Source organism: Halomonas borealis (assembly GCF_004798905.1).
In the GTDB taxonomy this organism is placed as follows: Bacteria; Pseudomonadota; Gammaproteobacteria; order Pseudomonadales; family Halomonadaceae; genus Halomonas; species Halomonas borealis.
The window spans coordinates 176,934-203,679 of the sequence record NZ_SDMO01000003.1; the positions used below are offsets into that span (position 1 = coordinate 176,934).

Sequence of the window (26,746 nt, forward strand, 5' to 3'; positions counted from 1 at the left end):
CTGAGCGCCGCGTGTGCAAAAAAGCCCTTCTGGCCATCGGACCGGAAGGGCTTTTTCGTGTGAGTGGTAGCTACCGGTGGGATGCTCCCATAGTGCGGAAAATCCGGCGTCGTTTAGCTCAACATGCAATAGCCGAGATAAGCATGGTGGTCCGGCTCAAGACGCGCTGCGTAGAGCAAAAAAAGGAAGTGATGGCGCCGCGCTATTTAAGCTCCAGGCCGCCATCGTATTCAATGCACCTGGGCTCATGTGTCACGGGGTCAATGAACTCGAAGCCCTTGGAGAGCAGCTGCAAGGGGCGCGTATAGTCATCCGGCGAGAGCGGCTGCAGTATCGGGTAGTAACGGTCATTCAGGATCGGCCAGCCGAGTGACTGCATGTGCAGGCGCAATTGGTGGCGGCGCCCGCTGACGGGATGCAATTCGAACAGCGCCTGCGTGTCGGTCTGCTGCACGCAGCGGATCACCGAGTGGCTGTTGGCATCGCCCTCGCTGACCCGCATGCGAAAGCGCTGCTCGCTTGGCTCGATGCGATTCTTTACGTCCCACTGCTGACCCACCAATGATGTATCGCCGTCTATCTCGGCGATGGCCTGATAGGTCTTGTGGATATGTCGTGACTTGAACAGCTGATGATACGGCGCGCGGGTCTCGGGATTGAGGGAGCACAGCACCAGTCCTGCCGTGACTCTATCGAGGCGATGCACCGCCTGCAGCGCCTCGATGCCCGTGCTTTTGCGCAGGCGCTGCTGCAGACACTCGTTCACGTAGCGTCCGCCGGGCGTGACGGGCAGAAAGTGCGGTTTGTAGGCCACCAGAATGTGCTCATCTCGATAGACAGTCTTCTCTGCGAAGGGAATGCTAGGCTCGTTTGCCACTTCGCGGTAATAGAACACGCGAAGATGTGGCTTGAAGGGCGACGCCGGCGTAATCCAGGAGCCGTCATCGCGATGCACCTTGCCGGTGGCCATGCGCTCACGCCATGTCGCCTCACCGATGGCCGGAAATTTGAGCAGCAGATACTCCAGCACCGTCGACACACCGGGATTGACCTGAGGCAGGCTCAGCTTCGAAGGGCGTGCGGAAATAGACATGGAATGCATCATAGGTCGGGAAGGGGCTGGGTGAACAAGTGGTGAGAAAATCTCACCCGCTAGGCGGTCGCGCTAGGCAATGTCTGAAAAGTACTGCGCTCGTCCATACGGCGTTAAAAATCGGCTCAAGATGCTCATTTACACCCCGTAAACTTCGCTCTTTCGCCGATTTTTGCCTTGTCTGGCCTTCGCTCGTCGACTTTTCAGACACAGCCTAGTGTAACCGAGAGAAGAATCCATGTCGGGCTAGGCATGATAGGGCTGAGTGATGCAGCCAATCTTCTGGCAGTGGGGCTCGATCCGAACGCCCTGGCCACCCTATGATGCATCCCCCCGAACCCGCCCACCGGCGGGTTCTTTTTTGCCTCACGTCTGCGCGTCCGGCTATTCTGCTCTATCCGATTCCGCTTATCTTGTTCAGGAGCCCTGAAGTGCCTCCCTCCATGCCGAACCTCTCACGCCGCCAGGTCCTCGGGACCATGACCGCCGCCGGTGCCATGCTCGCCGCGGGCCAGCCGGCGTTCGCCGCCACCTCGGCCTCGCCCACTTCCGCTGCCACCTCTGATCTCGAGCGGCCATTGGGGGAGCTGGAGCGTTCGGCCGACGATCGCGTTGGCGTGGCGCTGATGAACGTCGCCACCGGTGCGGTGGCGAGTCATCGCGGCCACGAACGTTTCCTGTTTAACAGTACCTGCAAGTTCTTCATCGCCGCGGCGGTGCTGGCCCGGGTGGACGAGGGCCGTGAGACGCTCGAGCGCCGGATCGTGATCGAGGAGGGCGATCTCGTCGGCTGGACGCCGGTGACGGAAAAGCGCTTGGGCGAGCCCGGCCTGACGGTCGCCGAGCTGTGCCAGGCGGCGGTGGCCTGGAGCGACAACGCGGCGGCGAACGCGCTGATCGAGAGCGTCGGCGGGCCGGCGGCGGTTACCGCCTACCTGCGTTCCATCGGCGATGACACTACCCGGCTGGATCGCGTCGAGCCCGACCTGAACACCCACGACCGCGAGGGTGATGAGCGGGACACCACGACCCCACTGGCCATGATGGCGACGCTACGCACCCTGATGCTCGGCGATGCCCTGGCGCCGTCCTCGCGGCACCAGCTCGCGGCGTGGATGATCGAGGGCAAGACCGGTGACGCTCGGCTGCGCGCCGGCATGCCGGCGTCGTGGCTGGTCGGTGAGAAGACCGGCACCAACGGCGAGGGCAATGCCAGCGATGTCGGTATCGCCTGGCCGGGCGATCGCGGTGCGGTAGTCGCCGTCGCCTATACCAAGATGCCCGGTGCGACCGGGGGGCAGCGCGACGAGACCATCGCCACCATCGGCCGGCTGGCCGCCCGCGTATAATGCCGCCCTGCGGCGTGGCATCGAGTTCGTGCCGCAGCCATGACAACCGCGACATGTCGTGAACCCTGAACGCCGCACCGGAAGAGGATGGGCGACCCATGAGCACCACATCGTTCGAGGCGCTGGCCTGCCCGTTGGACGGCGAACCGCTGGCGCGCCGCGATAGCGTCTGGCGGTGCGAAGCCGGCCACAGCTTCGATATCGCCAAGCAGGGCTACGTGCACCTGCTGCCGGTGCAGCACAAGCGCTCCCGTGACCCCGGCGACAGCAAGGAAATGGTGGCGGCGCGGCGGCGCTTCCTCGAGGCCGGGCATTATCGGCCCATCGCCGAGGCGGTGGGTCGTGCCGTGCTGGCCGAGGCATCCGCCGACGATGTACTGCATTGCCTCGACGCCGGCTGCGGCGAAGGCTATTACCTGCGTGCGCTGGCCGAAGCCGCGAGCGAGCGCGAGGCGCCGGCGCTTTCCCTGCTGGGCGTGGATATCTCCAAGTGGGCGATGCTGGCCGCCGCCAAGCAGCAGCAGGCCGCCACCTGGGCGGTGGGCACCAACGCCCATCTGCCGGTGCAGCCGGGCAGCCTCGACCGCGTGCTGTGTCTGTTCGGGTTTCCCGTCTATCCGGAGTTCGCCCGGGTGCTCAAGCCCGGCGGCGAGCTGCTGATGGTCGAGGCCGGGCCGGATCACCTGCGTGAGCTACGCGAGATCATCTACCCGAGCGTGAAGCCGGCGCGTGACGATGACGGTGGCGTGCCCGAGGGCTTCATACGGCATTCCGGCGAGACGCTGCGCTACGCCATCGAGCTCGATGGGAGCGAGCCGATCGGTGACCTGCTGGCGATGACGCCGCACCTGCATCGCGCCAGCGCCGAAGGTCGGGCGCGGGGGGCGGCGCTGACATCACTGGCGCTCACCGTGGAGATACGGCTGACGCGCCTGCGTCGCGCCTGAGGCGACAACGGTCCGCCGGCGCCGCATCAGCGGCCGGTCTCGTTGGCCAGGGAGTGTTTCCGGGGCATGGGTGAGAGTCGGGAGCGAGGGTCGAGGCGTACGCTTCGTGGATAAGGCCTCGTCGCGATCCTCGAACGATGGATGTTGATAGCGCGCTAACGTGCCCCCACGTGCTAGGGTGAGTCACACCATCTGCCATCGAGGAGGCCGCATGAGCCAAGGCAATGACTACACCCCGCCGAAGGTCTGGACCTGGGAGAAGGCCAGCGGCGGTAGTTTCGCCAGCGTCAACCGGCCTATCGCCGGGCCGACCCACGAACAGCCGCTGCCGGTCGGCGAGCACCCCTTCCAACTGTATTCGCTGGCCACGCCCAATGGCGTGAAGGTCACGATGATGCTAGAGGAGCTGCTGGCGCTGGGGTATCAGGAGGCCGAATACGATGCCTGGCCGATCCGTATCGGCGATGGCGACCAGTTCGGCAGCGGCTTCGTGGAGGCCAATCCCAACTCCAAGATTCCGGCTCTGGTCGATCATGGTCCGGACGAGCCGATCCGGGTGTTCGAGTCCGGCTCGATCCTGCTTTATCTGGCCGAACGCTTCGATGCGTTCCTGCCGGACGACTTCGTCGGTCGTACCGAGGCCATGAACTGGTTGTTCTGGCAGATGGGCAGCGCGCCCTTCGTCGGCGGTGGCTTCGGGCATTTCTATGCCTATGCGCCGGAGAAGCTGGAGTATCCCATCGATCGCTACGCCATGGAGACCAAGCGCCAGCTGGACGTGCTGAATCACCACCTGGCCGAGTCGACGTATCTGGCCGGTGACGACTACTCCATCGCCGACATGGCCGCCTGGCCCTGGTACGGGCAGCTGGTGCTGGGTCGCCTTTACGATGCCGCGGAGTTCCTGCAGGTACAGGAGTACGAGCATGTGATGCGCTGGGCCAAGGCGATCGACGCCCGCCCGGCGGTACAGCGCGGCCGCATGGTCAACCGCACCTTCGGCGAGCCGGCCATGCAGCTGCATGAGCGTCACGATGCCAGCGATTTCGAGCACAAGACGCAGGATGTTATAAGCTCCTAACCATCTGGTCTTTGCACATCGAGCGCCGTGGGCCTATGGTCCGCGGCGCTTATCTGTTTCCAAGAGGTCCACATGTCCACTCCCCTGATGCCCCTGTGGCGCGGCTATCGCGATGCCTCGCTGATCCTGCGGGTGACCCTTGCCTTGGTGCTGGGCGCCGTGGTCGGCTTGCTTGGCGGGCCGGCCGTCGGCGAGGCGCTGGCTCCGCTGGGCGAGCTTTTGATGCGGCTGTTGAAGTTCATCATCCTGCCCATCGTGTTGTTTACCCTGATGTCGGGCATCAATCAGGGGCGTGACGGTAGCCTGGGCCGCATCGGTCGTAAGGTGTTTCTCTATTACCTGGCGACGTCGGCGCTGGCGATCGCCGTGGGCCTCGCGGTGGCGACCCTGCTTTCCCCAGGGGAGGGCATGTCGCTCGAGGGCGCCGCCTCGGTGTCGGTGCCCGATAACCCCGGCATCCTCTCGGTGCTGCTTGGCATCGTGCCGACCAACATCGTGGGGGCCTTCGCCGAGCAGAACCTTCTCGGCATCATCTTCACCGCCATGGTGTTCGGCCTGGCCATCGCCCGGTTGCGCCAGTCCGAGAGCCATGGCGAGCTGGGCGAGCGGCTGCATGGCCTGGTCGAGGCGCTCAATGCGGCGACCCTCAAGGTGATGAGCGGCATCCTGCACGTGGTGCCGCTCGGGGTGTTCGCCATCGTCGCCGGCACGGTGGCCGAGCAGGGTCTCGAGACTCTGCTGTCGCTCGGCGACATGGTGGTGGTGCTCTATGTAGCGCTGGGCGTTCATCTGCTGGTCTATCTTGGCCTGCTCAAGGGCTTCGGGGTGCCGATACGCGCCTTCTTCCGCGAGGCGCGCACACCTATGGCCACGGCCTTCGCCACCCAGAGCAGCTCCGGTACCCTGCCGCTGACGCTCGACGCCGCCCGCCGCCTGGGGCTGCCGCGTGGTCTCTACGGCTTCAGCCTGCCGCTGGGGGCGACGCTGAACATGGACGGCGCGGCGATCCGCATCGCCATCTCGGCGGTGTTCGCCGCCAACGTGGCCGGCGCGTCGCTGGACTTCGCCAGCATGCTGCAGATCGTGGCGGTGGGGACGCTGATCTCGGTGGGGACCGCCGGGGTGCCCGGCGCCGGTATCGTGATGATCGCCACGGTGTTTTCCCAGGTGGGGCTGCCCATCGAAGCGGTGGCGCTGCTGACCGCCATCGATGCCCTGGTCGGCATGGGCTGCACGGCGCTCAATGTCACCGGGGACCTGGTCGGTAGCGCGCTGATCGGCCGCAGCGAGGGCGAGCGCGTCGAGGAGCGCGTCGACACCGATGCGCAGCCGGTTGCAGAAGACTGACCCGGGGCATGAGCGGGTCGATCGGCCTGGGTGGCGTGGTGCGCGTCGCCCGGGCATTGGCCAGCGATGATGCCTGAAGGAATGGCAGAGCAAACGTCCTGAATTATTTGCCAAACGGGTGGTTAATCACACGGGGCCCGGCAGGTCAATGTTATGGTCGATGGGGATATGATTCCATTGTATTAATCATATAGTAAAGAGTTATTGTCAGAAGGTAATGAATAATGATTAAAAATCCTTTGGTTTCAGTTATAATGCCTCTCCATGGGAGGCCTGAATTTGTCGAAGAGGCAATCGAAAGTGTTGTTAATCAAACCTATAGTAATATAGAGTTAATACTGGTGGATGATAATGGTGTCGATACTAAGGATCAGGTGGAGACGCAGAATAAATTATCTCGCTTTGTAGGTGGTCGTGTTAGATATATTCCAAACAAAGTCAATATCGGCGTATCTTCCACGAGAAATAAAGGTGCTCATGAGTCTAGTGGGGAATATATAACATTCCTCGATGATGATGATGTTTATTATTCTTATAAGGTTGAAGTTCAGCTTAAGGAGATGCAGGACAGGTGTTTGGATGTAAGTGTTTGTTCGTTCGATAGATTTGACTCAGAAGGTGAGGTTGAATGTCGTAGTGCAATACAGCCAAAGCTTGAGTGTGTCCAAGATTTCCTCTTTAAAAAGGCGTCCCCACATGCCCCTGCCATTATGTTTAAGAGAGATGTTTTCTTTGACACTGGGGGGTTTGACGTTAATTTATCTTACCGAGAGGATAGGATGTTGGTCGCCAGTGCGCTGGTTAAAGGGTGGAGGTTAGGTTCTGTAGGAAAGCCTCTATTTAATTATAGGGTACACTCTGGCTTCAGGCTGTCAAAGAAAAAGTTTTCATCCAAAGAGATAAATGAAATATATGAGGTGGTGGAAAGGAAGGAGGGCGAACTAAAGGGGCATCTTTCTCCCAGAGAGATAGAGAAGCTGGAGCTTGTTAGTTCATATAAGAAGCTTGGGCTTTTGTATAATAGTGAGTGCAGGATCCCCTTTAGTCTAATGTCGAGGGTGCTGATGTTGTCAGTTAAAAACAAAAAAACAAAGACTGCTTTACGGGGAGTGTTAAGGTTTTTTAAGGCTATGACTTATAGTTGATAGGTGTAGAGCCCCGGATGATCACCTCGCCTATAGAAATTATTCTCTGCTAGCAGCCAGAGAGCTGCTTCAGCAATTTCATCCGGGAGCAGGTTCATGGACATCAAGCTGCATAAGCAGGCCACCACGAGACCGAAGATCCGTGCCGAGATCCAATCAGCGACCTCCAGCATCTCGGATAGCGAGCTGGCCCGACGGATAGCGAGCTGGCCCGCCAATATGGCGTCACTACTGCGATTATCCGGCGCTGGCGATACCGTGACGATGTCCATGACCGACCACGCACGCGGCACAATCTGCTGGCCACGCTCACGACCGAGCAAGAAGAGGTGCTGATCGCGGCTCGCGAATTTATTCGCTTAGGCCTGGATGATCTTCTCGTCGTAGCGCGTGAATTCCTGAATCCCCACTTGTCACGTTCCGGGCTGCATCGCATGCTCAAGCGCCGCGACGTGCGTGCCGATACTGGCAGAGCTGGCACGGCAGGTCCGCCGGCGGGGGTGAGAAACCTCGGCACAAGCCCTTCAAGGGCGACGAACCAGGCTTCCTGCACATCGACATCAAACACTTGCCTCAGACGCCTGACGAACAGCAGAAGCACTACCTGTACGTCGCCATCGACCGTGCCACGCGCTGGGTCTACCTGGGGGGACGGCGCAGTCAGTCCGCCAAGGATGCCCGTGTGTTCATGAAACAGGTGGAGGAGAAGGCACCCTTCGAAACCCAGACGGTGCTGACAGACAGCGGAAAATCCTTTACCGATCGCTTCACTCGGGCCGGTGAGCGTAAGCCCAGCGGGAACCATCAATTCGACCAGGAGTGCCAAGCCGATGGCATCGAGTATCGCCTGATCAAGCCGGGAAGGCCGCAGACGAACGGCATGGTGGAGCGCTTTAACGGCCGTATCAGCGACGTGCTGGCGACTCGGCGTTACGCCTCAGGCGAGGACCTGGAGCAGACGCTCAAACGCTACACCTGGCTGTACAATCATCACATTCCACAGCAAGCGCTGCACCACCAATCACCGATTGCGGTGATGAAGGAATGGCAGAGCAAACGCCCTGAGTTATTTACCAAGCGGGTGGTTGATCACACGGGACCCGACAGATAACTGGCTGCGCTCGGCCATACGGCGTTAAAAAACGACTCAAAGACCTCATTTACACCCCGTAAACTCCGTCTTTTCGCCGATTTTTGCCTTGCCTGGCATTCGCTCGCCGACTTTTCAGAAAAGGCCTAAGGGCCGGGTGTGACGCGAAAGGAGAAAAGGGGAGAGGTTGTGGGGCAGGGTACAACGAATCAGGGCCCGCGAAGCGGGCCCTGATCAGTGAGCCGATAAGGCTCGCAAGTTCTCGTGATCGCTTAGATCAATCGAGAGCCTTGATGTTGGAGGCCTGGAGGCCTTTCTTGCCCTGGGTCACGTCGAAGGAGACGTTCTGACCTTCTTGCAGGGACTTGAAGCCTTCGGCTTGGATCTCGGAGAAGTGAGCGAACACGTCGTCGCTACCATCGGCCGGAGAAATGAAGCCGAAACCTTTGGAATCGTTGAACCACTTGACGGTGCCAGTAGCCATGAAAAAATCCTCTCGCGCTTAGCGCCTAGTAAAGTTTCTGGTATTACCCAGGATCAGTAGCGGGTACAACAAGAAATACAATCACAGGCGGTCGAAAAGAATCGAATGCTTCTGGAACCATGCTGCTTGTTCACCAACTACCGCTACAGTGACACGTCTGGTCGTGAGGGTCAAAGGCTTTCGACGATGCATGGTCGTGGGCCTGTGCGGGGCTCGGTGCCTCGCACAGGCCCCGGGTGTCGGGATCAGGCCGCGATGCTGAGGCGTCCATGGGCGATCCGTCCGTGAGCGCCATAGCGCCAGGGTCGGTTGTGCAGGCCATGGCCGCTCGGCAGGCCGGTATACAGCGGCAGGCCGCGCGCGGCCAAGGTTTCGGCGACGATCTCCTCCAGTGGGGTGTCACCATAGGGCGTGCAGCCCTCGAAGGTGCCCAGGCACACCGCGGCGGCTTGGTCCAGGGCGCCGCCGTGCACCAACTGCCAGAGGGTGCGCTCCAGTCGATAGTAGGCCTCCCCCACGTCCTCGAGGATCACCAGCGCGCCGGGCGGGGCCCGAAAGCCGGCGGGCGTGCCGACCAGGCTGGCGAGAGTGGCCAGGTTGCCGCCGACCACCGGCCCGTCGAGCGTGGCGGGGGCGTCGGCGTAGGCCGTCAGTGGGTAGTCGAGCGGCGTCGGTCCGGCGATCAGGGCCAGGGTCTCTTCCAGTTGGCGACGCACGACCGCGCGGGTGTCGGTGCCGCCGGTGAACAGCTCGCCGGCGGCCTTGGCCACCGGCCCATGGATGGCCGGGAGGCCGTGGCGATGGCAGTGGTCGAGCAGCACGGTGACGTCGGAGTAGCCGACCAGTGGCTTGGGCGCTCGGGCCAGGCGTGTCCAGTCGATGCCCTCGATGAGCTGGGCGGCCCCGTAACCGCCGCGCACCGCCCATACCGCCTGAGTCGCGGGGTCGTCGAAGGCGGCATGCAGCCGGGACAGCCGGTGCTCGCGGCTGCCGGCCAGGTAGCGATGAGGCGCTTGCAAGGGCTCGTCGCAGCGCACCTCGACGCCGAGAGCCTCCAGGCCACGAATGCCCGCGGCGATGGCCTCGGGGTCGGTGGCGGACGATGGCGCGATGAGGCTGACGGCGAGCGGCATGGTGGTCCTCGTTGAGCGATGGGCGCAGGCCGGCATTGTCGACGGGAAACGACTGGCTGTCACGCCAAGGCCGTCAGCCATGTCGAGAGTACGGGAGGAAGTCGTGGTGGGTCATCCGGGGAGGAGCAGCGCCGCAGGCGGCGTCGCCGACGTTGTCGAAATATCGCTATTTGCTAATGTTGTGGTGCCTGCCCTGTATCAGAAGCGAGCCGATCTCCGTCGAGGGCCGAGACGCGTACCGCTGCCAGGCAGGCCCATATCATGACAAGAGGACACTTCAAGGATGAAACTCCGCAGCGCTCTGATTGGTGCATCCGTACTCTCCCTGTGGCTCAGCGCGGGGGTGGGTCTGTCGGCTGCCGCGGCACCGCAAGATCCGCTCGCCGCCGAGGTCTGTGACGTGACTCGGCAACGACTCGCCGAGGCGCAACCACAGACGCCCGGAGGGCAGGCCCTGGCGGCCGATATCGCGGCAGAGTGTGAAGGCCTCGGGCGTGACTATTCCGAGGCGCTGAAGGAAGCCGCGGTGTTCGATGACGATCAAGCGCCGGCGCCGACCCTGCGCAGCCCCTATGATGCCGACGAGGTGGTGCGGCGAGGCGAGCGTGTACGGGTCGCGCTGTGGTCGAACCAACAGACCGTCGACCAGTTCTACACGGCGGAAAGCGGCACCACGCCGCCCGGCAAGCCGGTGGTCTGGGTGACTCTGGCGCCTGAGCTGAAGCAATGGTGCTCGGGGCTCGACTGGTCGTCCGACGACCCGCAGCAGCGCGCGGCCGGTTACCAGCGCATCTCGCAGCGGCTCGGCTTGCCGCCCTACGCGCTGAACGATCGCTTCGTCACCCTATGGGTAGAGCCGGAGCGCCTGATGCGGCCCTGTGCCGATCCGGGGACCGAAGGCCATGCCTGCCGCGTCGAGCTACCCGAGTCCCTCGGCGTGCCCGACCTGAAGCGCGAGGCCTATGCCGCCTGGTTCACCGACAACGTGGGCAGCGCCTATAGCGCCGAGGGGGCCCCCTGGACCCGCGAGGGCTGGACCTATGACTGGGGCGTCGAGGAGGGCGAGTCTCCCCATGGGGTCAGCGAGTTCATGCTGGCGCCTCGCACGGAGTACGAGATCGAAGGGCGCTACAAGGCGGAAGACTATTGCACCCTTTGATGGACGACGCCCCGTGGCTATCACGGGGCATCGGGTCGTGATCGCGTCACACGTCGACGCGTCGTGCGACGCGCGCACCCCGGCGTCAGGCCCTGGGGCCGAGAGAGGTCTGCTCGAAGAGTTCCGCCTGGGCATCGCGCATGATGTCCTCGCAGGCGGCCTGGTGGGTGAGCTCGGTCAGTAGTCCCTGGGCCATGATGAAGCCCTTGCCGAGGCAGGCGTCGATGTCTTCTCGGCTGAGCCTCGGCTCGGTCTGACAATCGAGCCTGATCGTCCTGCCGTGGCCATCCAGGCGGTCGGCCAGCCGGCGTATCCGCCAGGCGAGCCGAGTCGTCCAGCGGGCCGATGTTTCCGCGCCTTCGGTCACGCAGAGGGTGCAACGCCATTCGGGCTTGTAGACCTTCATGTGAACCTCCTGTCGGCTTGGAATGCCGGATCGATCGTGAGGCCATCTCCGTCGGTGGGGCGCCTGGCTCTGCGCGTGGCGCCGTCTGATTCAGGTTAGTCGTACCTCGCTCAGCGCGCTCGTCAGCCGCTCCAGCAAGGCGCCGCTGTGGCGCCAGAAATGCCAGTAAAGCGGCACCTCGAGGCAGTGAGAGGGCGCCAGGCTGGCGAGCCGTCCGGCGTCTTCCAGCTCGGCGACCTGGCGGCGAGGCATCATGCCGTAGCCGATGCCTGCGGTAGCCAGGCGCACGAAGCCCTCCGACGAGGGGCAGAGGTGATAGGGGAAGGGGCCGTGGTAGCCGCACCGGGCGAGGAAGCGGTGCTGTAGCTGGTCGTGAGGCCCGTAGACGATCGCCGGGGCGTGGCGGAAGGCCGTGTCGCTGGGGCCGTCGGGGAAGTAGCGGTCGATGTAGGCCGGCGTGGCATAGGGATGGTAGGCCATGGTGCCCAGCGGCAGGCAGCGTGCGCCGGCGATCGGCTGGTCGCTGGCGCACAGGCAGGCCGCCACCTCGCCATCGCGCAGTCGCTTGAGGCCGACGTCCTGGTCCTCGACTACCAGGTCGAGCAGCAGGCCCTCCTCGCGGCACAGTTCGGCGACGAGTTCGGCCCACCAGGTGGCCAGGCTGTCGGCATTGATGGCGATGCGCAGCCGGGGCGCAGCGCTGTCCAGGGTCGGCAGTGCGGTACGCAGGTCGCGCTCGAGCAGCTGCACCTGCTGGAAGTGGTTGAGCAGTTGCCGGCCCGCCGGGGTAGGCGACAGGCGGGGGTGGCGAATCAGCACCGGCTGGCCGAGGCGAATCTCCAGCGCCTTGATGCGCTGGGAAACCGCCGATTGCGAGAGCCCGAGGGCCGCGCCGGCGCGTTCGAAGCCATGGTTCTCGATCACCGTGGCGAGGGCTTCTAGCAGCTTATAATCAATCATAAGAAAAATTGATGCGTTATTAGGACTATGATTTTCCAGTATAGCGGAGCGAGGCTACTCTGGCGCTTCCGACGGCCCGGGACGACTCGGTGCCCTGTGTTGAAGCGTGGAACGGATCAGGAGGATCGATGCTGGAGAGTTATCTGGCCGGGCTGGTGGTATGCGGTGGCATCATCGTCGCCATCGGAGCCCAGAATGCCTATGTACTGGGACTCGCCGTGCAGCGCCGCTACCACTGGTGGTCCGCCGGGGTCTGCATGAGCACCGACATGCTGCTGCTGACGGCAGGCATGTTCGGCATGAGCACGCTGCTGCTGGCGTTCCCCGGCACCCTGATGGTCCTGCGCTGGTTGGGCGTGGCCTTCCTCGGCTGGTTGGCTCTCCAGGCGCTGTACCGGGCCGCTGCCGGGCGGGGAGGCCTGACGGTGGACGCGACCCGTGACGTGGGGGTCGCCCGGGTGCTGCTGGCGACGCTGGCGGTCACGGTGCTCAATCCCCAGGTCTATCTCGACACCCTGTTGCTGATTCCTTCCATCGGTGCCCAACAAGACAGCGCCGTGGGCTTCGTGGTCGGGGCCGGCAGCGCCTCCATCCTGTGGTTCAGCCTGTTGGCCTGGGGTGGGGCGTTGCTCTCGCCGTGGTTGTCGCGGCCACTGGCCTGGCGGTGCATCGATGGCGCCATCGGCATGATGATGGCCGGCATCGCCTGGCAACTGGCGATGGCCCCGCCGGCGGCCATGGCCTGATCCTGCCCCTGCCCCGCCGGCGGTCATGCATGCGGCGACCTTCCCCGAGATGGGGCGTGTATCGGGCGCGTCGCTTCGCCATTTGCCTTGACGGTAGGCTACAGTGACGAAGGGCCCCTTCGAAGCGCGCCGGGTGAAGGGTGGTTAGGCTAACGAAAAAGGATCGCAGATGGCCGGATGCCAACCGATCGTCCGGCTCGCCGGGCTGGTGCTGGGGGTATGGATGGTGGCCTTGTCGGGTGGGGCGGCCGGGGCACCGAACGATGTGATACGCGTCGATGACTACATCGAACGATATCCCGAGCAGCAGGCGCTGATGGCGGATTTCGTCTCCCGCGTGGAGGGGCGTGCCGTGCCGCTGACGTCGCCCCCGCGGCGCGAGATTCGCATCGCCGTCATCTACCCGGCCCTCCAGACCTCGGACTACTGGGAGCGTAGCCTTAGCGCCATGCGTGCCCGGCTCGATGCGCTACGTCTTCCCTATCAGCTGAAGGTCTACCTGTCGCGACCCACGGTAGATGTGGGCCTACAGACGCGCCAGCTGACCACCGCCCTGCAATGGCGGCCCGACTACCTGGTCTTCACCCTGGATACGGTGCCTCATCTGCGCATGATCGAGCGGGTCCTGGCGTTGGGGAGTCCGCGGCTGATCCTGCAGAACATCACCACGCCGCTGGTCGACTGGGAGGGTGATCCGCCTTTCCTCTACGTCGGTTTCGACCATGTGGAGGGCACGCGTCTGATTGCCGAGTGGATGTTCGAGCGTGTCGACTACCGAGGCGAGTACATGATGCTGCACTTCTCGTCCGGGTATGTCAGCCGCATGCGCGGAGGCACCTTTTCGCGTCTGGCGGCGGGCCACCCCGAGCTGCAGGAGGTGGACAGCTACTACACCGACGGTGATCCGGAGAGGGCCTACCGGGCGACCCTGAGGACCCTGGAGCGGCATCCCGAACTGAAGATGATCTTCGCCGGCAGCACCGATATGGCGCTGGCGGCGCTGCGCGCGCTGCGCGAGAAGCAGCGTACGGATGTGCTGATCAATGGCTGGGGCGGCGGCGAGGCGGAGCTTGAGGCCCTGCGGGCTGGCGACCTGGACGTGACCGCCATGCGCATCAACGACGACAACGGCGTGGCCATGGCCGAGGCGATGCGCATGGTCATGCTTGGCCAGGCCTCCCGGGTACCGGCGATCTTCGCCGGCGAGATCGTCAGGGTGAGCCGGGACACGCCGCCGCAGGCGATCGCCGAGCTGGAACGTCGGGCCTTCCGGCTGAGCGGCCGCGAAGAGGGCGAATGACGTGGGTGCCTGGCGCTTCTCGCGGTGGCTGCTGTTGCTGTCGATGGCGCTGTTGGGGGTGGCGGCCATCACCCTGCTCACTACCGGCTACCTGGGGGCTCGGCAGGCACTGCGCGAGAGCGCTACGCAGCAGCAGGCCCAGCATCAGCGGATCCTCGATCATGTGGTGGCCGCCCGCTTCGAGGGTCTGCGTCGCTACACCATGAGCCTGGCCGAATCAGAGGCTCTCGCCACGTCGGTAGACGGTGGGGATAGGGCGCGTGTCGCGGAGATCATCGGGCGGGGGCTGACCGATGTCCGCGCCGAGCCTCTCGATGCGCTGGTCGTCGAGTGGCGCGGCCAGGAGACGACCACCGTCGTCAGTCGGCTGGGGTCGTCTCGACCGTTGGAGGCGTTGAGCGAGATCGGTACTCCCCTGGATACCTGGAGCAGCCTGATGGCCCGCTGGCAGGGCGTCCCCCATGGCCTACTGCGGCTGACTCAGCCGATCCTCGAGCCGGCCCTGGGCCGAGTGGTCGGCCATCTGCAAGCCTACGTGATGCTCGACGACAGCTTCTGGCTCACCAACGATCTACAGCGATTGTTCGGCGCCCGTGCCATCACGCTGCAGCATGAGGGGCGACTGTTGGATACCCGCCCGACGCCGCAAGGCTCGGCCCCGCCGGAAGCGCTGGGTGGCTCGACGCCGGCGGTGGTCTTCGTGCCCGAGGGCGTCTGGCATCGTCACCGGCTGCGGATCGGCGACAGCGATCCTTACCGCATCGACGTGCTGCTGCCTGACGATGGCCTGCTGTCGCTACGCGATACCTATGTCGCCACCCTGTTCTACGCCGCCTTGTGGGTGGTGGCATTCGGCATCGTCTTGATGCTGCTGCTGCGCCGGCTGACGGTACGCGCCCTCGATGACCTGGTGCGCTATGCCGAGGAGGTGCCGGAGAGCGGTGCGCCGATGCCGTTCCGGGGCGGGCGCTTTGAGGAGTTCAACCGCGTGGGGCAGGCCGTCGAAGGCATGCTGCAGCGTATTCGTGAACGCGACAAGTACCTGGACGGCATCATCCAGAACGCCCCGGACCTGATCTTCGTCAAGGACCTCGAGGGGCGCTATCGACTGGTCAACGAGCGCTATGCCTGGGCGATCGGCTCGACCCCGGCTGAGCTCGCCGGAGCGCGGGTGAGCGAGCTGCTGGACGCGACGACCGGCGCTCAGGCTGAAGAGACGGATCGGCGCCTGCTCGCGAGCGATGCTTCCCTCAAGCACCATCAGTGCCTCGCGACTCCGGAAGGGTGGCGCTATTACCAGGTCACCAAGTTCCCGATCCGCGACGACCAGGGGCGGATCTACCTGATCGGCGGGGTAGCCGCCGATGTGACCGAGCTGCGCGAGGCCCAGCAGCAGCTGTCGCTTGCCCAACAGGTCTTCGCCGAGACCGGCGAGGCGATCGTGGTCCTCGACGCCCGGTGGCGCGTGTTGCTGGCCAACCGGGCCTTCGTCGACATGAGCGGCCGGCCGCCGGGACAGGCGAGCGATGTGGTGCGCGACTTCTTGCGATGTCATCCGGAGGTGACGCACGCCCTGGACGAGAATGCGCGCTGGCAAGGCCAGGGCGAATTCGTATCGTCGCGGGGCGTGCGGTTACCGGTACTGGTACACACGGGGCCCCTATGGGCATCCTCCGGGGAAGGGCGTCGGCACATGCTGTTGTTCAGCGACATCTCCTCGCTCAAGGTGGCCGAGCAGGACCTCGAGCGGCTGGCCTGGCACGATGCCCTGACCGGGCTTGCCAACCGTAGCCTGTTCACGCTCGAGCTCGACGAGGCGCTGCAGGGCGAGGCCTCGATTGCGGTACTATTCATCGATTTGGACCGTTTCAAGGATGTCAACGATCGTTATGGCCACTCGATCGGCGATGAGCTGCTGCGTCAGGCGGCGCAGCGACTGAGCGCCTGCGTGCAGGCGCGCGATACCGTGGCCCGCTTCGGCGGCGATGAGTTCTGCGTGTTGCTGCGAGGCATCAGCCAGGAGGGGCCGGCGAGGGCGATCGCCCAGCGCATCATCACCGCGCTGAGCGAGCCCTACGAGTTGGTCGTGGCGCGCTGCTTCTCCAGTGCCAGCGTGGGGGTCACCCTGGCTGGCCGTCATGGCTGCGCCTCGGAGAGCCTGCTGCGCAAGGCTGACCAGGCGATGTACGAAGCCAAGGCTCGAGGACGCCAGCAGGCGGTGCTCTTCGAGACGGCCATCGATGAATGCCACCAGGCCCGGCTGCGCCTGGAAACCGGGCTGCGTCAGGCGCTGCCCGGTGGCGAGCTGCGGGTGCACTATCAGCCGCGCTACGATATTGCCGGCGGCCAGATAGTCGGCGCCGAGGCGCTGCTGCGCTGGCACAGCCCGGTGCATGGCGAAGTCTCGCCGGCCATCTTCATTCCCTTGGCCGAACACTCCGAGCTGATCGTCGAACTGGGTCGCTTCGTGCTCGCCGAGGCCTGTCGCGAGGCTGCGGCCTGGGCCCGTGGGGGGATGGGAGTGCCGGTATCGGTGAACCTCTCGCCGCGCCAGTTGAATGCGGCCGAGCTGATCCGTGACATCCGCGATGCCCTTCGCCAGTCCGGGCTTCCGCCGGAGCTCTTGGAGCTCGAGATCACCGAGACCCACGTCATGGACCACATCGATCGGGTGCTGCCGGTGCTTCACCAGATTCGCGCGATGGGCGTGCGGTTGGCCATCGATGACTTCGGTACCGGTCATTCCTCGTTGACCTATCTCAAGCGGCTGCCGGTCGAGCTGCTCAAGATCGATCGTAGCTTCCTCGTCGATGTGCCGGGCGATGGCGACGACGAGATCCTGCTGGCGGCGATCATCGATATGGCGCATGCCTTGGGTTTCCGGGTGTTGGCCGAGGGAGTCGAGAGCGAGGCGCAGCGGCGTTTCCTGGCAGGCCAGGGCTGTGATGAATTGCAGGGATTCCTGTTGGGGCGTCCCCAGGCGGCCGAGCAGTTGCGAGCGGCGTTGGAAGACAGCGAGCAGGCCGGGCGTTCGTGACGCGGGCCGTGCGGTGGCGACACTCTTCGCGTCACGCGCGTGAGATGGTCGTCCGGGCAGCCTCGTGGAGGGGGCGTCCCGACATGCTTTGCTGTCCAAGAGGCAACACCGTGCGTCACTGGCTGGTGGGGTGCATCGTCTCGGCGGCCGCCATCGCCGCCCACACTGAGTTGACCCTGGAGCGGCTGCCCGGCGAGCATACCCTGCAGCTGCTGTGCCTGGATGATCGGCACCTGAACTTCGAGCCGACGGTGGCCTCCGAGCCGATCACCCTTCACCTCGAGTGAGCATCGTGGGCCCCGCTCCAGGACGCGTTGAACGCCTGACCATGCTGCAGGTCCAAGCGAATTCTCTTCAGCCAACCATCAGGATGACTCACCATGAAACGGATCTTTCAATTCGTCGGTTTTCTGGCCATGGCGCTGTGGCTGGCCGGCTGTGCCGCCTTCGAGCGCTCGCCCCAGGCCGAGACGGCCCTCGGTGAGCTGCCGGCCAGCTACCGCGGCGAGCTACCCTGCGCCGACTGTGCCGGCATTCGCCACCATCTCTCGCTGTTTCCCGATGGGGTCTACAGCCTGGAAACGGTCTATCTGGGGAGTGAGGAAGATCGGCGTTTTCATGAGCGGGGCGAGTGGTCGCTGGATGCGACCGGCGACACCCTGACCCTGGCGGGCGGTGATAGCGGGCCGCGTCAGTGGCGGATACGCGGCGAGGCCGCTAGCCTCGAAATGCTCGACCTCGAGGGGCGCGAGATCGACTCGTCGTTGAACTATCGCTTGCAGCGCACCGAGGAGTTCGTCACCGAGACCCTGGAAGACAGCTACTGGAAGCTGATCGAGCTGGGCGGCGAGGCGGTCTCCGTGAAGGAAGGCACGCGTGAGCCGCATCTGGTTTTCCACGCTGATCAGGCCCGCTTGAGCGGCTTCAGCGGCTGTAATCGGCTGACCGGTGAGTATCAGCGCGACGGCGATAGCCTGAGCATCGGTCCGCTCGCCAGCACGCGCAGGGCCTGCCTGCCGGGCCCTGACCTCGAGCCGCGCTTCCTGGCGATGTTCGAGGAGGTCGCGGGGTATCGGGTGCGGGCCGACCGCCTCGAGCTCGTCGATGCCGAAGGCGAGGTGCTGGCGCGGTTCGAGGTGCGCCACCTGACCTGAATACGCGCGGCGTCGCGGCCAACGACAAGCGGCCGGCCCCCTCGGGGGCCGGCCGCTTCGTTTCATGCGTCAGCGCGCGGCGACCAGCGCCGCCGCCGGGCTCACGGCAACTCGGCGCTATGGTAGACGTTCTGCACGTCGTCCACGTTGTTGAGCATGTCCAGCAGCTTCTCGAACTGCGCCACATCGTCACCCTCTACCGGGGTGGTGGCCTGGGGCAGGAACTGGATCTCGTCGGTCTCGAAGTCCTGCTCGCCGAAGGCGTCGAGCAGCGCCTGCTTGGCCTTGGCGTACTCGGTATGCGGGGCGAAGATGGTGATCCGACCGTCCTCGTTCTCGATGTCGGTGACATCGACATCGGCCTCCATCAGCGCCTCGAGCACGCCTTCCTCGTCGCTGCCCGCGAAGGCCAGGATGGCGCAGTGATCGAACATGTGGCTGACGCTGCCCGGGGTGCCCAGCTTGCTCTTGGTCTTGTTGAAGCAGGTGCGCACATCGCCGATGGTGCGATTGGGGTTGTCGGTTAGGCACTCGACGATGACCATGGCGTTGCCGGGGCCGAAGCCCTCGTAGCGTGCCGCCTCGTAGTCTTCGCCGCCGACCCCGTTGGCCTTGTCCAGCGCCTTGTCGATCACGTGGGACGGCACCTGGTCCTTCTTGGCGCGCTCGATCAGCCCGCGCAGCGACAGGTTACTGTTGGGGTCGACGCCGCCCTGCTTGGCGCAGACGTAGATCTCGCGGCCGTACTTGCTGTAGACCTTGGTCTTGGCATCGGCCGTCTTGGCCATGGATTCCTTGCGGTTCTGGAAGGCCCTGCCCATTGCATTGTCCTGTTGCGACTATTCTAGGCTCTGGATTCTACGAGACAGCGGGCCACGGTGACAGTCCTGATTTTGCCGCCGCCGCTGCCACGCGGCCCGGCTACACTGGCCTCAGGCCAACCCGTGGAGTCAGCATATGGATCATCTCGCCTATCGTCATGCCCTCGCCGAGCGCCTCGCAGGCAGTGAGCTTCCCATGCCCGAGGCCGAGCTCGATGGTCGCTGTCGGCGCTTGCGCGCGGCGATGAGCGAGGCCGGCCTCGAGGCGTTGCTGCTCAGCGACCCCGCCGACCTCTACTATCTCACCGGCTATCACACCTTCGAGGTTTCGGTGCACGCCTGCCTGGTGGTCACCGCCACGCGGCTGGTGCTGCAGGTGCCCTCCATCGAGACCGGCCCGGCGGTGGTGACCGCCCGAGTAGACGAGGTGCTCGGCTACCGCTGGGAGAACCCGGGAGAGGTGATCGAGCCGTTGGTCGAGACCCTGGCCGCGCACCGGGCCATCGGCCTCGACCCGATGAGCGCCGGGCTGCGTCACGGGGTGCTGGCGCCCCTACAGGCTCGGCTGGGCGCCGAGCGTTTCCGTGACGATGGCGGGGCGTTGGTCGATGCGCTGCGGCTGGTCAAGAGCCCGCTGGAGCTCGACTGCCTGCGCGAGAGCGCGCGCATCACCGGGCTCGGCATCCGCGCCGCTCGCGAGGTCATCGCCCCCGGCGTGACCGATGGCGCGGTGGCGGCCGAGGGCGCCCGGGCGATGCTGTCGGCGGGCAGCGAGTTCATGAGCCTGCAGCCGATCGTCACCGTCGGCGCGCGCTCGGGCACCATCCACGTCAACCACAAGCGACGGGTGATCGGCGCGGACGAGCCGGTGTTCCTGGAATTCGGTTCCGCCTGGGAGCGTTACACCGCGCCGATGATGAGCACCGTGGTGGCCGGCCACGCCGGCGCCGAGATGGGTGAGTTGCGCGATGCCTGTCGGGCCGCCTTCGAGGCGCTGTGCGCGGCCATGCGGCCGGGCAACACCTTCGATGAGGCTGCCCGGGCCGGCGAGGCGGCGCTGGCGTCGGTGGCCGACCGGGCGTTCTTCTCCGGCGTCTTCGGTTATGCGGTGGGCGCTCAGTTCCCGCCCAGCTGGGTCGAGGGAACGGGCTTCATCGCCCGCGGCCAGGTGCGTGAATTCCAGGCCGACATGGTCTTCCATCTGCCGCTGTGCCTGCGCCTTCCGGGGCGTTTCGGCATCGGCATCAGTGATACCGTGCGCGTGACCCCGGCCGGCGGCGAGCCGCTCACCGACAATGACTGGCGGCTGCACGAACGGCCTTGAAGGGCGAGGGAATGCCTCAATCTCTCTTGTACCAGCCAATGATGGATACCTCAGGAGGCAAGATGCAGGTCGTGACACTCAAGGCCCCCGGCGGGCTCGATCGCCTCGATGTTCATGAGGGCGAGGACCCCGGCGATCCGGCCCCTGGTGAGATACGCGTGCGGCTGCACGCCAGCTCGCTCAACTTCCACGACTACGGCGTGGTCACCGGCAAGATGACCGGCGAGGATGGCCGCATCCCGATGTCGGACGGCGCCGGCGTGGTCGAGGCGATCGGCCAGGGCGTCGACGAGTTCGCCGTCGGCGATGCCGTGGTCTCCACCTTCTTCCCCGAGTGGCAGGATGGCCCGGCGCGGCATGGCGACTTCGCCAGCGTGCCGGGGGACGGCATCGACGGCTACGCGCGCGAATCGGTGGTGCGTCCAGTGGCCTGGTTCACCCGTCAACCCGAGGGCTGGTCCCACGCCGAGGCGGCCACCCTGCCCACCGCGGGACTGACCGCCTGGCGCGCCCTGGTCAGCGATGGTGGCCTCAAGGCGGGCGATAGCGTGCTGGTGCTGGGCACCGGCGGGGTATCGATCTTCGCCCTGCAGTTCGCCCGCCTGATGGGCGCCCGGGTGATCGCCACCTCGTCGTCCGATGCCAAGCTCGAGCGGCTTCGCGAGCTGGGCGCCGAGCACGTCATCAACTACCGCGACGAGCCCGAGTGGGGCCGCAAGGTGAAGGCGCTGACCGGCGGTGCCGGCGTCGATCAGGTGATCGAGGTGGGCGGCCCGGGAACCCTGCCGCAGTCCATCGAGGCGGTACGCATCGGCGGCCACATCTCGTTGATCGGCGTGTTGACCGGCCGCGGCGGCGAGGTGCCGACGGCCAAGTTGATGGCCAAGCAGGCCCGCCTGCAGGGGCTGATCGTCGGCAGCCGGACCCAGCAACAGGCGATGATTCGCGCCATCGAGGCCGGCGGCGTGAAGCCGGTGATCGATCGCGAGTTCCCGCTGGCGGAGATCGCCGAGGCCTTCCGCCACCAGGAGTCCGGCCGCCACTTCGGCAAGATCTGCCTGAGCTGGTGAGCGTGACCGCCTGACGCGAGGGGCGCGTGTCGTCACTGGCCGAGAGGCGGCGACACGCGCAGGCCTTGGCCGCGATCCCGGCGCTTGACGGCGAGACGTCGCCCGCTAGGCTGGTCTGCGTGGTGCCGTGACGGCCCGGCTGTCCGGGGCTCGCTCGGCTCTCAGCATGCTCCGCCGCGGCATCGCCGGCGGGCCGTCTCCTCGCTCGCCCCAAGGAACTCGCCATGCGATGCTTCAAGGACTGGTCGATCCCCGCCGTCACCGCCGGTTTCGTGGCCGTGCTGGTCTCCTACGCGGGACCGTTGGCGATCTTCTTCCAGGCCGCTCAGAGCGCCGCTATCTCGCCGGGGATGATGACTTCCTGGGTGTGGGCGATCTCGATGGGCGCCGCCGTCTCCGGCATCGGGCTCAGCCTGTGGCTGCGGGTGCCGGTGATCACCGCCTGGTCGGCGCCGGGCACGGCGCTGCTGGTGACGCTGTTCCCCGCGCTGTCGCTTGGCGAGGCGGTGGGTGCCTATCTCACCGCGGCGGTGGCGATCCTGGTGATCGGGCTGACCGGCTCCTTCGATCGCATCATCCGGTGGATCCCGCCCGGCATCGCCAGCGCCATGATGGCGGGCATCCTGTTCCAGTTCGGGGTCGGTGTCTTCGAGTCGCTGGCCACGGTACCGGCGCTGATGGTCGGCATGCTGCTGGCCTACCTGGTGTTCAAGCGCCTGACGCCACGCTACTGCCTGGTGCTGTTGTTGATCGTCGGCGTCGGCCTGGCCGTGGTGCTGGAGGGGGCGAGCCTCGAGGGTGTCGCGCTCGAGCTGGCGGAGCCCCGGTTCATCCACCCCGAATGGACCTGGCAGGGCACGCTCGGCCTGGCGATTCCGTTAGTGTTGGTCAGCCTGACGGGGCAATTCCTGCCGGGCATGGCGATCCTGCGCACCTCCGGCTATGACACGCCGGCCCGGCCGATCGTCACCGTGGCCGGCCTGACATCGCTGGTCACCGCCTGTTTCGGCGGTATCACCACGGCGATCGCGGCGATCACCGCGGCGATCTGTACCGGCGAGGAGGCGCACCCGGATCGCGGCAAGCGCTATGTGGCGGGGATCGCCTGTGGCCTCTTCTACCTGATCGGGGGGACCTTCGCCGGCACCATCGTGTTGCTGGTCGCCGCGCTGCCCGGCGAATTCGTGACGGTGCTGGCCGGCCTGGCACTGATCGGCGCCATCTCCAGCAACGTCAGCGCCTTCACCGCGTGCAAGGATCATCTCGAGGCCTCGGTGATCACCTTCCTGGCCACCGCCTCGGGGGTGAGCTTCTTGGGGCTGGGGTCGGCCTTCTGGGGCGTGGTGATCGGCGCGATCGCCTACCTCGTACTGCATCGCGGCACCGCCCCCGATGGTGAGCCGGAGAAGGCCGCCGGCGGCTCACCCTGAAGGCGGCGGATGACCGGCGCGCGGCCCCTTGGCACCCGATCATCTTGCGGTTCGTCGGCGCAGGGCGCCGCGAGCCGAGGCCGCTTGGCAGCCGGTTGGCCGGGCCTTATGATGCGGGGGATGCCGGTGTGGCTCAGTGGGTAGAGCAACGCACTCGTAATGCGTAGGTCGGTGGTTCGAGTCCACTCACCGGCACCAGCGACAGGCATGCAAACGGCCACTTAGCGAATCATCGCGGTGGCCGTTTCTCGTTGTGGGTCAGCGGCGTGGGTCGGCGGCGATCAGTCCGTCGTGACATGGGCGAGCGTGCTGCCCGCCTCGAGCGTGCTGCCTGTCTGGGCCTGAATCACCAGCGTACCGGCCCGGTCGGCGACGACCTGGGTCTCCATCTTCATCGCCTCCATGATGGCGATCCCGTCGCCCGCCGCCACCCGGCAGCCATCCTCGACCTGCCAGGCCAGCAGCGTGCCACTGATGGGCGCGGTGATGCCGACGTCATCGTCGGTCGGCTCGCCGGAGAGGCGGGTCGGTTCTTCGCTCGGCGCCATGCCTTGCAGCAGGCGGGTGGGCAGGCCGATCCGGTGGCGCTTGCCATCGATATCGATCATGGCATGCAGCATGCCCGGCTCATCGGCCGGCGCCTGGCGGGGCGCCCAGTCCAGAGGCGTGTGGAAGTCGGTATCGATCCAGCGCGTATGCACCTTGAAGTCGTCATCTCCGGTGAAGTCCGGATGGGCCATGACGGCACGGTGGAAGGGCAGCACCGAGGCGACGCCGTCGATATGAAACTGCTCGAGTGCTCGGCGGGAGCGGGCGATGGCCTGCTCGCGGGTGGCCCCGGTGACGATCAGCTTGGCCATCAGCGAATCGAAGTGCCCCGATACGCCGTCGCCGCTTTCCACGCCGCTATCCAGGCGCACGCCGGCCCCGCTGGGGGCGTGGAATGCCGTGATGCGCCCGGGAGTGGGCAAGAAGCCCTTGGCGGCATCTTCGGCGTTGATACGGAACTCGAAGCTGTGGCCGCGTGGGACGGGTGTCTCGGTGAAGGAGAGTGGTAGCCCCTCGGCGATGCGTAGCTGTTCGGTGACCAGGTCGATGCCGGCCGTCTCCTCGGTGACGGGATGCTCGACCTGCAGTCGGGTGTTGACCTCGAGGAACGACAGGGTGCCGTCGCTTCCGAGCAGAAATTCGACCGTGCCGGCGCCCACGTAGCCTGCCCGGGCGCAGATGTCGTGTGCGGCGCGATGAATCTGCCGGCGCTGTGACTCGCTGAGACAGGGGGCCGGCGCCTCCTCGACGAGCTTCTGGTTGCGCCGCTGCAACGAGCAGTCGCGGGTGCCCACGACGACCACCGTACCGTGGTGGTCACCGATCACCTGCGCCTCGATGTGGCGAGGGCGGTCGAGGAACTGCTCGACGAAGCACTCGCCACGCCCGAAGGCGGCCTCGGCCTCGCGCACCGCCGAGTGATAGCAATCGGCGACCTCGTCCATGTGCCAGGCGATCTTGAGGCCTCGGCCGCCACCGCCGAAGGCGGCCTTGATGGCGATCGGCAGGCCGTGCCGCTCGGCGAAGGCCACCACGTCCTCGGCGCCTGCCACGGGGTCCGGGGTGCCCTGGACCAGCGGGGCGCCGACCTCGAGCGCTAGCCGGCGGGCCGCGACCTTGTCGCCCAGCGTTTCGATGGTGCTCGGGCTCGGGCCGATCCAGGCAAGCCCCGCCGCCTCGACGGCGCGGGCGAAGTCGGCGCGCTCGGAGAGGAAGCCGTAGCCCGGGTGCACGGCGTCGGCCCCCGCGCGGCGGGCCACTTCCAGCAGCGTGTCGATCGACAGGTAGCTCTCGTCGGGGCGTTCGCCGCCGAGGGCGAAGGCTTCGTCGGCGAGGCGCACATGCAGGGCCTCGAGGTCGCCGTCGGCGTAGACGGCGATCGAGGTGGCGCCATGGTCGCGACAGGCATGAATGAGGCGCACCGCGATCTCGCCGCGATTGGCGATCAGCACTCGGCGGATGGGGCGGTGCGCGGCATCATGATGAGCGAGTTGAGGATTCATGTGGACGTCTCGAGGCTGTTCGGGCCGCGGGTGTCATCGCCGCCCAGGGGTTCAAAGGCGCTGATCGGGTTGAAGCGCAGCGAGGCGTTGGCCGGTATCTGGCCCGCCAGGTCCAGGTGATAGTCGGCCACGCAGGCGATCACCGGGTAGCCGCCGGTCAGCGGGTGGTCGGCCAGGAACAGCACCGGCTGCCCGTCGGCGGGAACCTGGATGGCGCCGGTGACCGTGCCTTCGCTGGGTAATTCGGCACTGTCGGTGCGTTCCAGGGGGTGTTCGCCTGCCAGGCGCAGGCCCACGCGGTCAGAGCGCCCCGTGACTCGCCAGTCCTGGGAGCAGAGCGTCTCCTGGCCCTGTGCGGTGAACCAGTCGCTGCGGGGCCCCATGACGACATCCAGGGTGATCGTCTGGCCGGCCCGCGGCAGCGCAAAGGCCGCGTCTTCCTCTAGGGAGAGCGCCGTCGATGGCAGGTCGGACGAGCACAGCGGGTCGCCACGCTCGAGCGGTGTCGGCCCCAGCTTGGCGAGGGTGTCGGTGGAGCGACTGCCCAGCACGGGGGGCACATCGAATCCGCCGCGCAGGGCGAGATAACTGCGCAGCCCGGCGCTGGGGGCGCCCAGCGTCAGGGTGTCGCCGGGGGCCAGCTCGATGGGTCGGCCGACCGATGGGGTCAGTGTCTCGCCGGCCTCGCTGCGGATGGAGAGGGCCAGATGCGCCCCGGTCACGCCGACCAGCGCCGGGCGGTGACAACGCAGCTGGAGCCCCCCCAGGGCGACCTCGAGGGTCGCGGCATCCGTGGGGTTGCCGACCAGTCGATTGGCCGCACGGAAGGCGCCGCGATCCATGGCGCCGGCCGTGGAGACCCCTTGGGCGGTCTGGCCCGGGCGGCCGAGATCCTGGTAGAGGCTCTGCAGCCCGGGGGTGAGGACCTCGAGCGTCGCGGGCCTAGAGGCGATGGCGTCGGGCCGGGGCGCGGGCACGCTGGTGCGTTGGGGAGGCGTGTCGGTGGCGGTGAACCTGACGCGCATGCCGGGTTGCAGTAGTGCCGGCGGCGTGCGCCCTGTGTCCCACATGTCGAGTGGCGTGGTGCCGATCAGCTGCCAGCCGCCGGGGCTGGCCGTCGGGTAGACGCCCCCGAAGGCGCCGGCCAGCGCCACGGAGCCGGCCGGGATACGGGTACGCGGCGAAGGACGCCGCGGGACGTCGAATCCGGCGCCGCCGGAGAGATAGGCGAAGCCCGGCGCGAAGCCGCAGAAGGCCACCCGATAATCGTGCTCGCCGTGGCGCCGAATCAGCTCGTCGGTGGTCATGTCCAGCAGCCGCGCGACATCATCGAGGTCCTCGCCGTCGTAGTAGACGGGAATCTCGATCCGTTCGCCGTGGTGATGATCGGCGTTCGTCAACGGCTGTTCGAGCAGTCGCCGGGCCAGGGTGTCGGCATCGATGCGTGCCGGGGCGAAGGTCACCAGCAGGGTGCGGGCGGCGGGGATGAGGTGGGTCACGCCGGCGATCGGCGCTTGCCGCAGACGCTCGTAGAGCCCGAGGGCCTGCCCCAGGTCATCGAGCTCGACGAGCAGCGACGCTAAGTTGACGGGAAGGATTCTCACGATGGCTCCTGACGC

General features: G+C 65.8%; 22 protein-coding genes, 1 tRNA gene and 1 pseudogene. 16 read left to right on the forward strand and 8 right to left on the reverse strand.

Features of this window, described 5'->3' with window-relative positions; genetic code table 11:
• Positions 1-202: 202 nt before the first annotated feature.
• On the reverse strand, positions 203-1,093 hold the full coding sequence (locus tag ETC07_RS05070) for a pseudouridine synthase (protein ID WP_136247423.1): 891 nt from the start codon (positions 1,091-1,093) through the stop codon (positions 203-205).
• A 431-nt stretch (positions 1,094-1,524) separates the two neighbouring features.
• On the opposite strand from ETC07_RS05070, the gene bla reads away from it, so the two are divergent.
• The 6 genes and pseudogenes from bla (at position 1,525) to ETC07_RS05100 (ending at position 8,073) form a co-directional block, all read left to right on the forward strand.
• Positions 1,525-2,442, forward strand: coding sequence for a class A beta-lactamase (gene bla, locus ETC07_RS05075; RefSeq protein WP_205742508.1), 918 nt, complete (start codon positions 1,525-1,527; stop codon positions 2,440-2,442).
• Positions 2,443-2,540: 98 nt separating this feature from the next.
• A complete protein-coding gene (locus ETC07_RS05080; RefSeq protein ID WP_136247424.1) occupies positions 2,541-3,389 on the forward strand; it encodes a putative RNA methyltransferase in 849 nt (282 codons plus the stop codon).
• A gap of 211 nt (positions 3,390-3,600) precedes the next feature.
• Entirely contained in the window at positions 3,601-4,470 is an 870-nt protein-coding gene (yghU, locus tag ETC07_RS05085) for a glutathione-dependent disulfide-bond oxidoreductase (RefSeq protein ID WP_136247425.1), read from the forward strand.
• Between the two features lie 72 nt (positions 4,471-4,542).
• A complete protein-coding gene (locus tag ETC07_RS05090) occupies positions 4,543-5,817 on the forward strand; it encodes a dicarboxylate/amino acid:cation symporter (RefSeq protein WP_136247426.1) in 1,275 nt (424 codons plus the stop codon).
• 224 nt (positions 5,818-6,041) lie between these two features.
• Entirely contained in the window at positions 6,042-6,962 is a 921-nt protein-coding gene (locus ETC07_RS05095; protein ID WP_136247427.1) for a glycosyltransferase family 2 protein, read from the forward strand.
• 96 nt (positions 6,963-7,058) lie between these two features.
• A pseudogene (locus tag ETC07_RS05100) lies at positions 7,059-8,073 on the forward strand (integrase core domain-containing protein).
• Positions 8,074-8,329: 256 nt separating this feature from the next.
• Here the strand turns inward: ETC07_RS05100 and ETC07_RS05105 are convergent.
• Positions 8,330-8,536, reverse strand: a complete 207-nt coding sequence (locus ETC07_RS05105) for a cold-shock protein (protein WP_136247428.1) — start codon at positions 8,534-8,536, stop codon at positions 8,330-8,332.
• A 245-nt stretch (positions 8,537-8,781) separates the two neighbouring features.
• Positions 8,782-9,669 carry a S66 peptidase family protein gene (locus ETC07_RS05110; protein ID WP_136247429.1) on the reverse strand — a complete coding sequence of 296 codons (888 nt, stop codon included), beginning with the start codon at positions 9,667-9,669 and terminating at the stop codon, positions 8,782-8,784.
• Positions 9,670-9,952: 283 nt separating this feature from the next.
• Here ETC07_RS05110 and ETC07_RS05115 point away from each other — a divergent pair, with 283 nt between their 5' ends.
• On the forward strand, positions 9,953-10,828 hold the full coding sequence (locus tag ETC07_RS05115; protein ID WP_136247430.1) for a hypothetical protein: 876 nt from the start codon (positions 9,953-9,955) through the stop codon (positions 10,826-10,828).
• 85 nt (positions 10,829-10,913) lie between these two features.
• On the opposite strand, the gene ETC07_RS05120 is transcribed toward ETC07_RS05115, so the two are convergent.
• Both ETC07_RS05120 and ETC07_RS05125 read right to left on the reverse strand, forming a co-directional pair.
• A complete protein-coding gene (locus ETC07_RS05120; protein WP_136247431.1) occupies positions 10,914-11,234 on the reverse strand; it encodes a hypothetical protein in 321 nt (106 codons plus the stop codon).
• A gap of 90 nt (positions 11,235-11,324) precedes the next feature.
• Positions 11,325-12,194 carry a LysR family transcriptional regulator ArgP gene (locus ETC07_RS05125; RefSeq protein WP_136247432.1) on the reverse strand — a complete coding sequence of 290 codons (870 nt, stop codon included), beginning with the start codon at positions 12,192-12,194 and terminating at the stop codon, positions 11,325-11,327.
• A gap of 128 nt (positions 12,195-12,322) precedes the next feature.
• On the opposite strand from ETC07_RS05125, the gene ETC07_RS05130 reads away from it, so the two are divergent.
• The 5 genes from ETC07_RS05130 to ETC07_RS05150 all read left to right on the forward strand — a co-directional run bounded on the left by ETC07_RS05130 (position 12,323) and on the right by ETC07_RS05150 (position 18,431).
• Complete coding sequence (locus tag ETC07_RS05130) at positions 12,323-12,940, forward strand: LysE/ArgO family amino acid transporter (protein ID WP_136247433.1); 618 nt, start codon at positions 12,323-12,325, stop codon at positions 12,938-12,940.
• Between the two features lie 169 nt (positions 12,941-13,109).
• Positions 13,110-14,240 carry a substrate-binding domain-containing protein gene (locus ETC07_RS05135; RefSeq protein WP_136247434.1) on the forward strand — a complete coding sequence of 377 codons (1,131 nt, stop codon included), beginning with the start codon at positions 13,110-13,112 and terminating at the stop codon, positions 14,238-14,240.
• 1 nt (position 14,241) lies between these two features.
• Positions 14,242-17,277: a putative bifunctional diguanylate cyclase/phosphodiesterase gene (locus ETC07_RS05140; protein WP_136247435.1), complete on the forward strand. Its 3,036-nt coding sequence runs from the start codon at positions 14,242-14,244 to the stop codon at positions 17,275-17,277.
• A gap of 110 nt (positions 17,278-17,387) precedes the next feature.
• Complete coding sequence (locus ETC07_RS05145; protein WP_240724562.1) at positions 17,388-17,564, forward strand: DUF4399 domain-containing protein; 177 nt, start codon at positions 17,388-17,390, stop codon at positions 17,562-17,564.
• A gap of 93 nt (positions 17,565-17,657) precedes the next feature.
• Positions 17,658-18,431 carry an META domain-containing protein gene (locus ETC07_RS05150; RefSeq protein WP_136247437.1) on the forward strand — a complete coding sequence of 258 codons (774 nt, stop codon included), beginning with the start codon at positions 17,658-17,660 and terminating at the stop codon, positions 18,429-18,431.
• A gap of 101 nt (positions 18,432-18,532) precedes the next feature.
• Here the strand turns inward: ETC07_RS05150 and ETC07_RS05155 are convergent, their stop codons facing one another.
• Positions 18,533-19,252 carry a YebC/PmpR family DNA-binding transcriptional regulator gene (locus tag ETC07_RS05155; protein WP_136247438.1) on the reverse strand — a complete coding sequence of 240 codons (720 nt, stop codon included), beginning with the start codon at positions 19,250-19,252 and terminating at the stop codon, positions 18,533-18,535.
• Positions 19,253-19,388: 136 nt separating this feature from the next.
• On the opposite strand from ETC07_RS05155, the gene ETC07_RS05160 reads away from it, so the two are divergent.
• The 4 genes from ETC07_RS05160 to ETC07_RS05175 all read left to right on the forward strand — a co-directional run bounded on the left by ETC07_RS05160 (position 19,389) and on the right by ETC07_RS05175 (position 23,274).
• The gene (locus ETC07_RS05160; protein ID WP_136247439.1) at positions 19,389-20,576 is read left to right on the forward strand and encodes a M24 family metallopeptidase; all 1,188 of its coding nucleotides are present in this window, start codon (positions 19,389-19,391) and stop codon (positions 20,574-20,576) included.
• Between the two features lie 62 nt (positions 20,577-20,638).
• A complete protein-coding gene (locus ETC07_RS05165; RefSeq protein ID WP_136247440.1) occupies positions 20,639-21,646 on the forward strand; it encodes a zinc-dependent alcohol dehydrogenase family protein in 1,008 nt (335 codons plus the stop codon).
• A gap of 224 nt (positions 21,647-21,870) precedes the next feature.
• A complete protein-coding gene (locus ETC07_RS05170) occupies positions 21,871-23,076 on the forward strand; it encodes a benzoate/H(+) symporter BenE family transporter (RefSeq protein ID WP_136247441.1) in 1,206 nt (401 codons plus the stop codon).
• 122 nt (positions 23,077-23,198) lie between these two features.
• A tRNA-Thr gene (locus ETC07_RS05175) sits at positions 23,199-23,274 on the forward strand.
• A gap of 83 nt (positions 23,275-23,357) precedes the next feature.
• On the opposite strand, the gene ETC07_RS05180 is transcribed toward ETC07_RS05175, so the two are convergent.
• Together ETC07_RS05180 and ETC07_RS05185 are read right to left on the reverse strand one after the other, a co-directional pair.
• Entirely contained in the window at positions 23,358-25,127 is a 1,770-nt protein-coding gene (locus ETC07_RS05180) for an acetyl/propionyl/methylcrotonyl-CoA carboxylase subunit alpha (RefSeq protein ID WP_240724563.1), read from the reverse strand.
• Positions 25,124-26,731 (reverse strand): 5-oxoprolinase subunit B/C family protein, encoded by a 1,608-nt coding sequence (locus ETC07_RS05185; RefSeq protein ID WP_136247442.1) that lies wholly within the window; start codon positions 26,729-26,731, stop codon positions 25,124-25,126. Before ETC07_RS05185 ends, ETC07_RS05180 begins: the two co-directional genes overlap by 4 nt.
• Positions 26,732-26,746 lie beyond the last annotated feature (15 nt).

Coding starts and splice junctions, on each gene's coding strand:
- ETC07_RS05070 (WP_136247423.1), bottom strand. CDS start 1,093: ATGTCTATTTCCGCACGCCCTTCGAAGCTGAGCCTGCCTCAGGTCAAT.
- ETC07_RS05080 (WP_136247424.1), top strand. CDS start 2,541: ATGAGCACCACATCGTTCGAGGCGCTGGCCTGCCCGTTGGACGGCGAA.
- yghU (WP_136247425.1), top strand. CDS start 3,601: ATGAGCCAAGGCAATGACTACACCCCGCCGAAGGTCTGGACCTGGGAG.
- ETC07_RS05090 (WP_136247426.1), top strand. CDS start 4,543: ATGTCCACTCCCCTGATGCCCCTGTGGCGCGGCTATCGCGATGCCTCG.
- ETC07_RS05095 (WP_136247427.1), top strand. CDS start 6,042: ATGATTAAAAATCCTTTGGTTTCAGTTATAATGCCTCTCCATGGGAGG.
- ETC07_RS05105 (WP_136247428.1), bottom strand. CDS start 8,536: ATGGCTACTGGCACCGTCAAGTGGTTCAACGATTCCAAAGGTTTCGGC.
- ETC07_RS05110 (WP_136247429.1), bottom strand. CDS start 9,669: ATGCCGCTCGCCGTCAGCCTCATCGCGCCATCGTCCGCCACCGACCCC.
- ETC07_RS05115 (WP_136247430.1), top strand. CDS start 9,953: ATGAAACTCCGCAGCGCTCTGATTGGTGCATCCGTACTCTCCCTGTGG.
- ETC07_RS05120 (WP_136247431.1), bottom strand. CDS start 11,234: ATGAAGGTCTACAAGCCCGAATGGCGTTGCACCCTCTGCGTGACCGAA.
- ETC07_RS05125 (WP_136247432.1), bottom strand. CDS start 12,194: ATGATTGATTATAAGCTGCTAGAAGCCCTCGCCACGGTGATCGAGAAC.
- ETC07_RS05130 (WP_136247433.1), top strand. CDS start 12,323: ATGCTGGAGAGTTATCTGGCCGGGCTGGTGGTATGCGGTGGCATCATC.
- ETC07_RS05135 (WP_136247434.1), top strand. CDS start 13,110: ATGGCCGGATGCCAACCGATCGTCCGGCTCGCCGGGCTGGTGCTGGGG.
- ETC07_RS05150 (WP_136247437.1), top strand. CDS start 17,658: ATGAAACGGATCTTTCAATTCGTCGGTTTTCTGGCCATGGCGCTGTGG.
- ETC07_RS05155 (WP_136247438.1), bottom strand. CDS start 19,252: ATGGGCAGGGCCTTCCAGAACCGCAAGGAATCCATGGCCAAGACGGCC.
- ETC07_RS05160 (WP_136247439.1), top strand. CDS start 19,389: ATGGATCATCTCGCCTATCGTCATGCCCTCGCCGAGCGCCTCGCAGGC.
- ETC07_RS05165 (WP_136247440.1), top strand. CDS start 20,639: ATGCAGGTCGTGACACTCAAGGCCCCCGGCGGGCTCGATCGCCTCGAT.
- ETC07_RS05170 (WP_136247441.1), top strand. CDS start 21,871: ATGCGATGCTTCAAGGACTGGTCGATCCCCGCCGTCACCGCCGGTTTC.
- ETC07_RS05180 (WP_240724563.1), bottom strand. CDS start 25,127: ATGAATCCTCAACTCGCTCATCATGATGCCGCGCACCGCCCCATCCGC.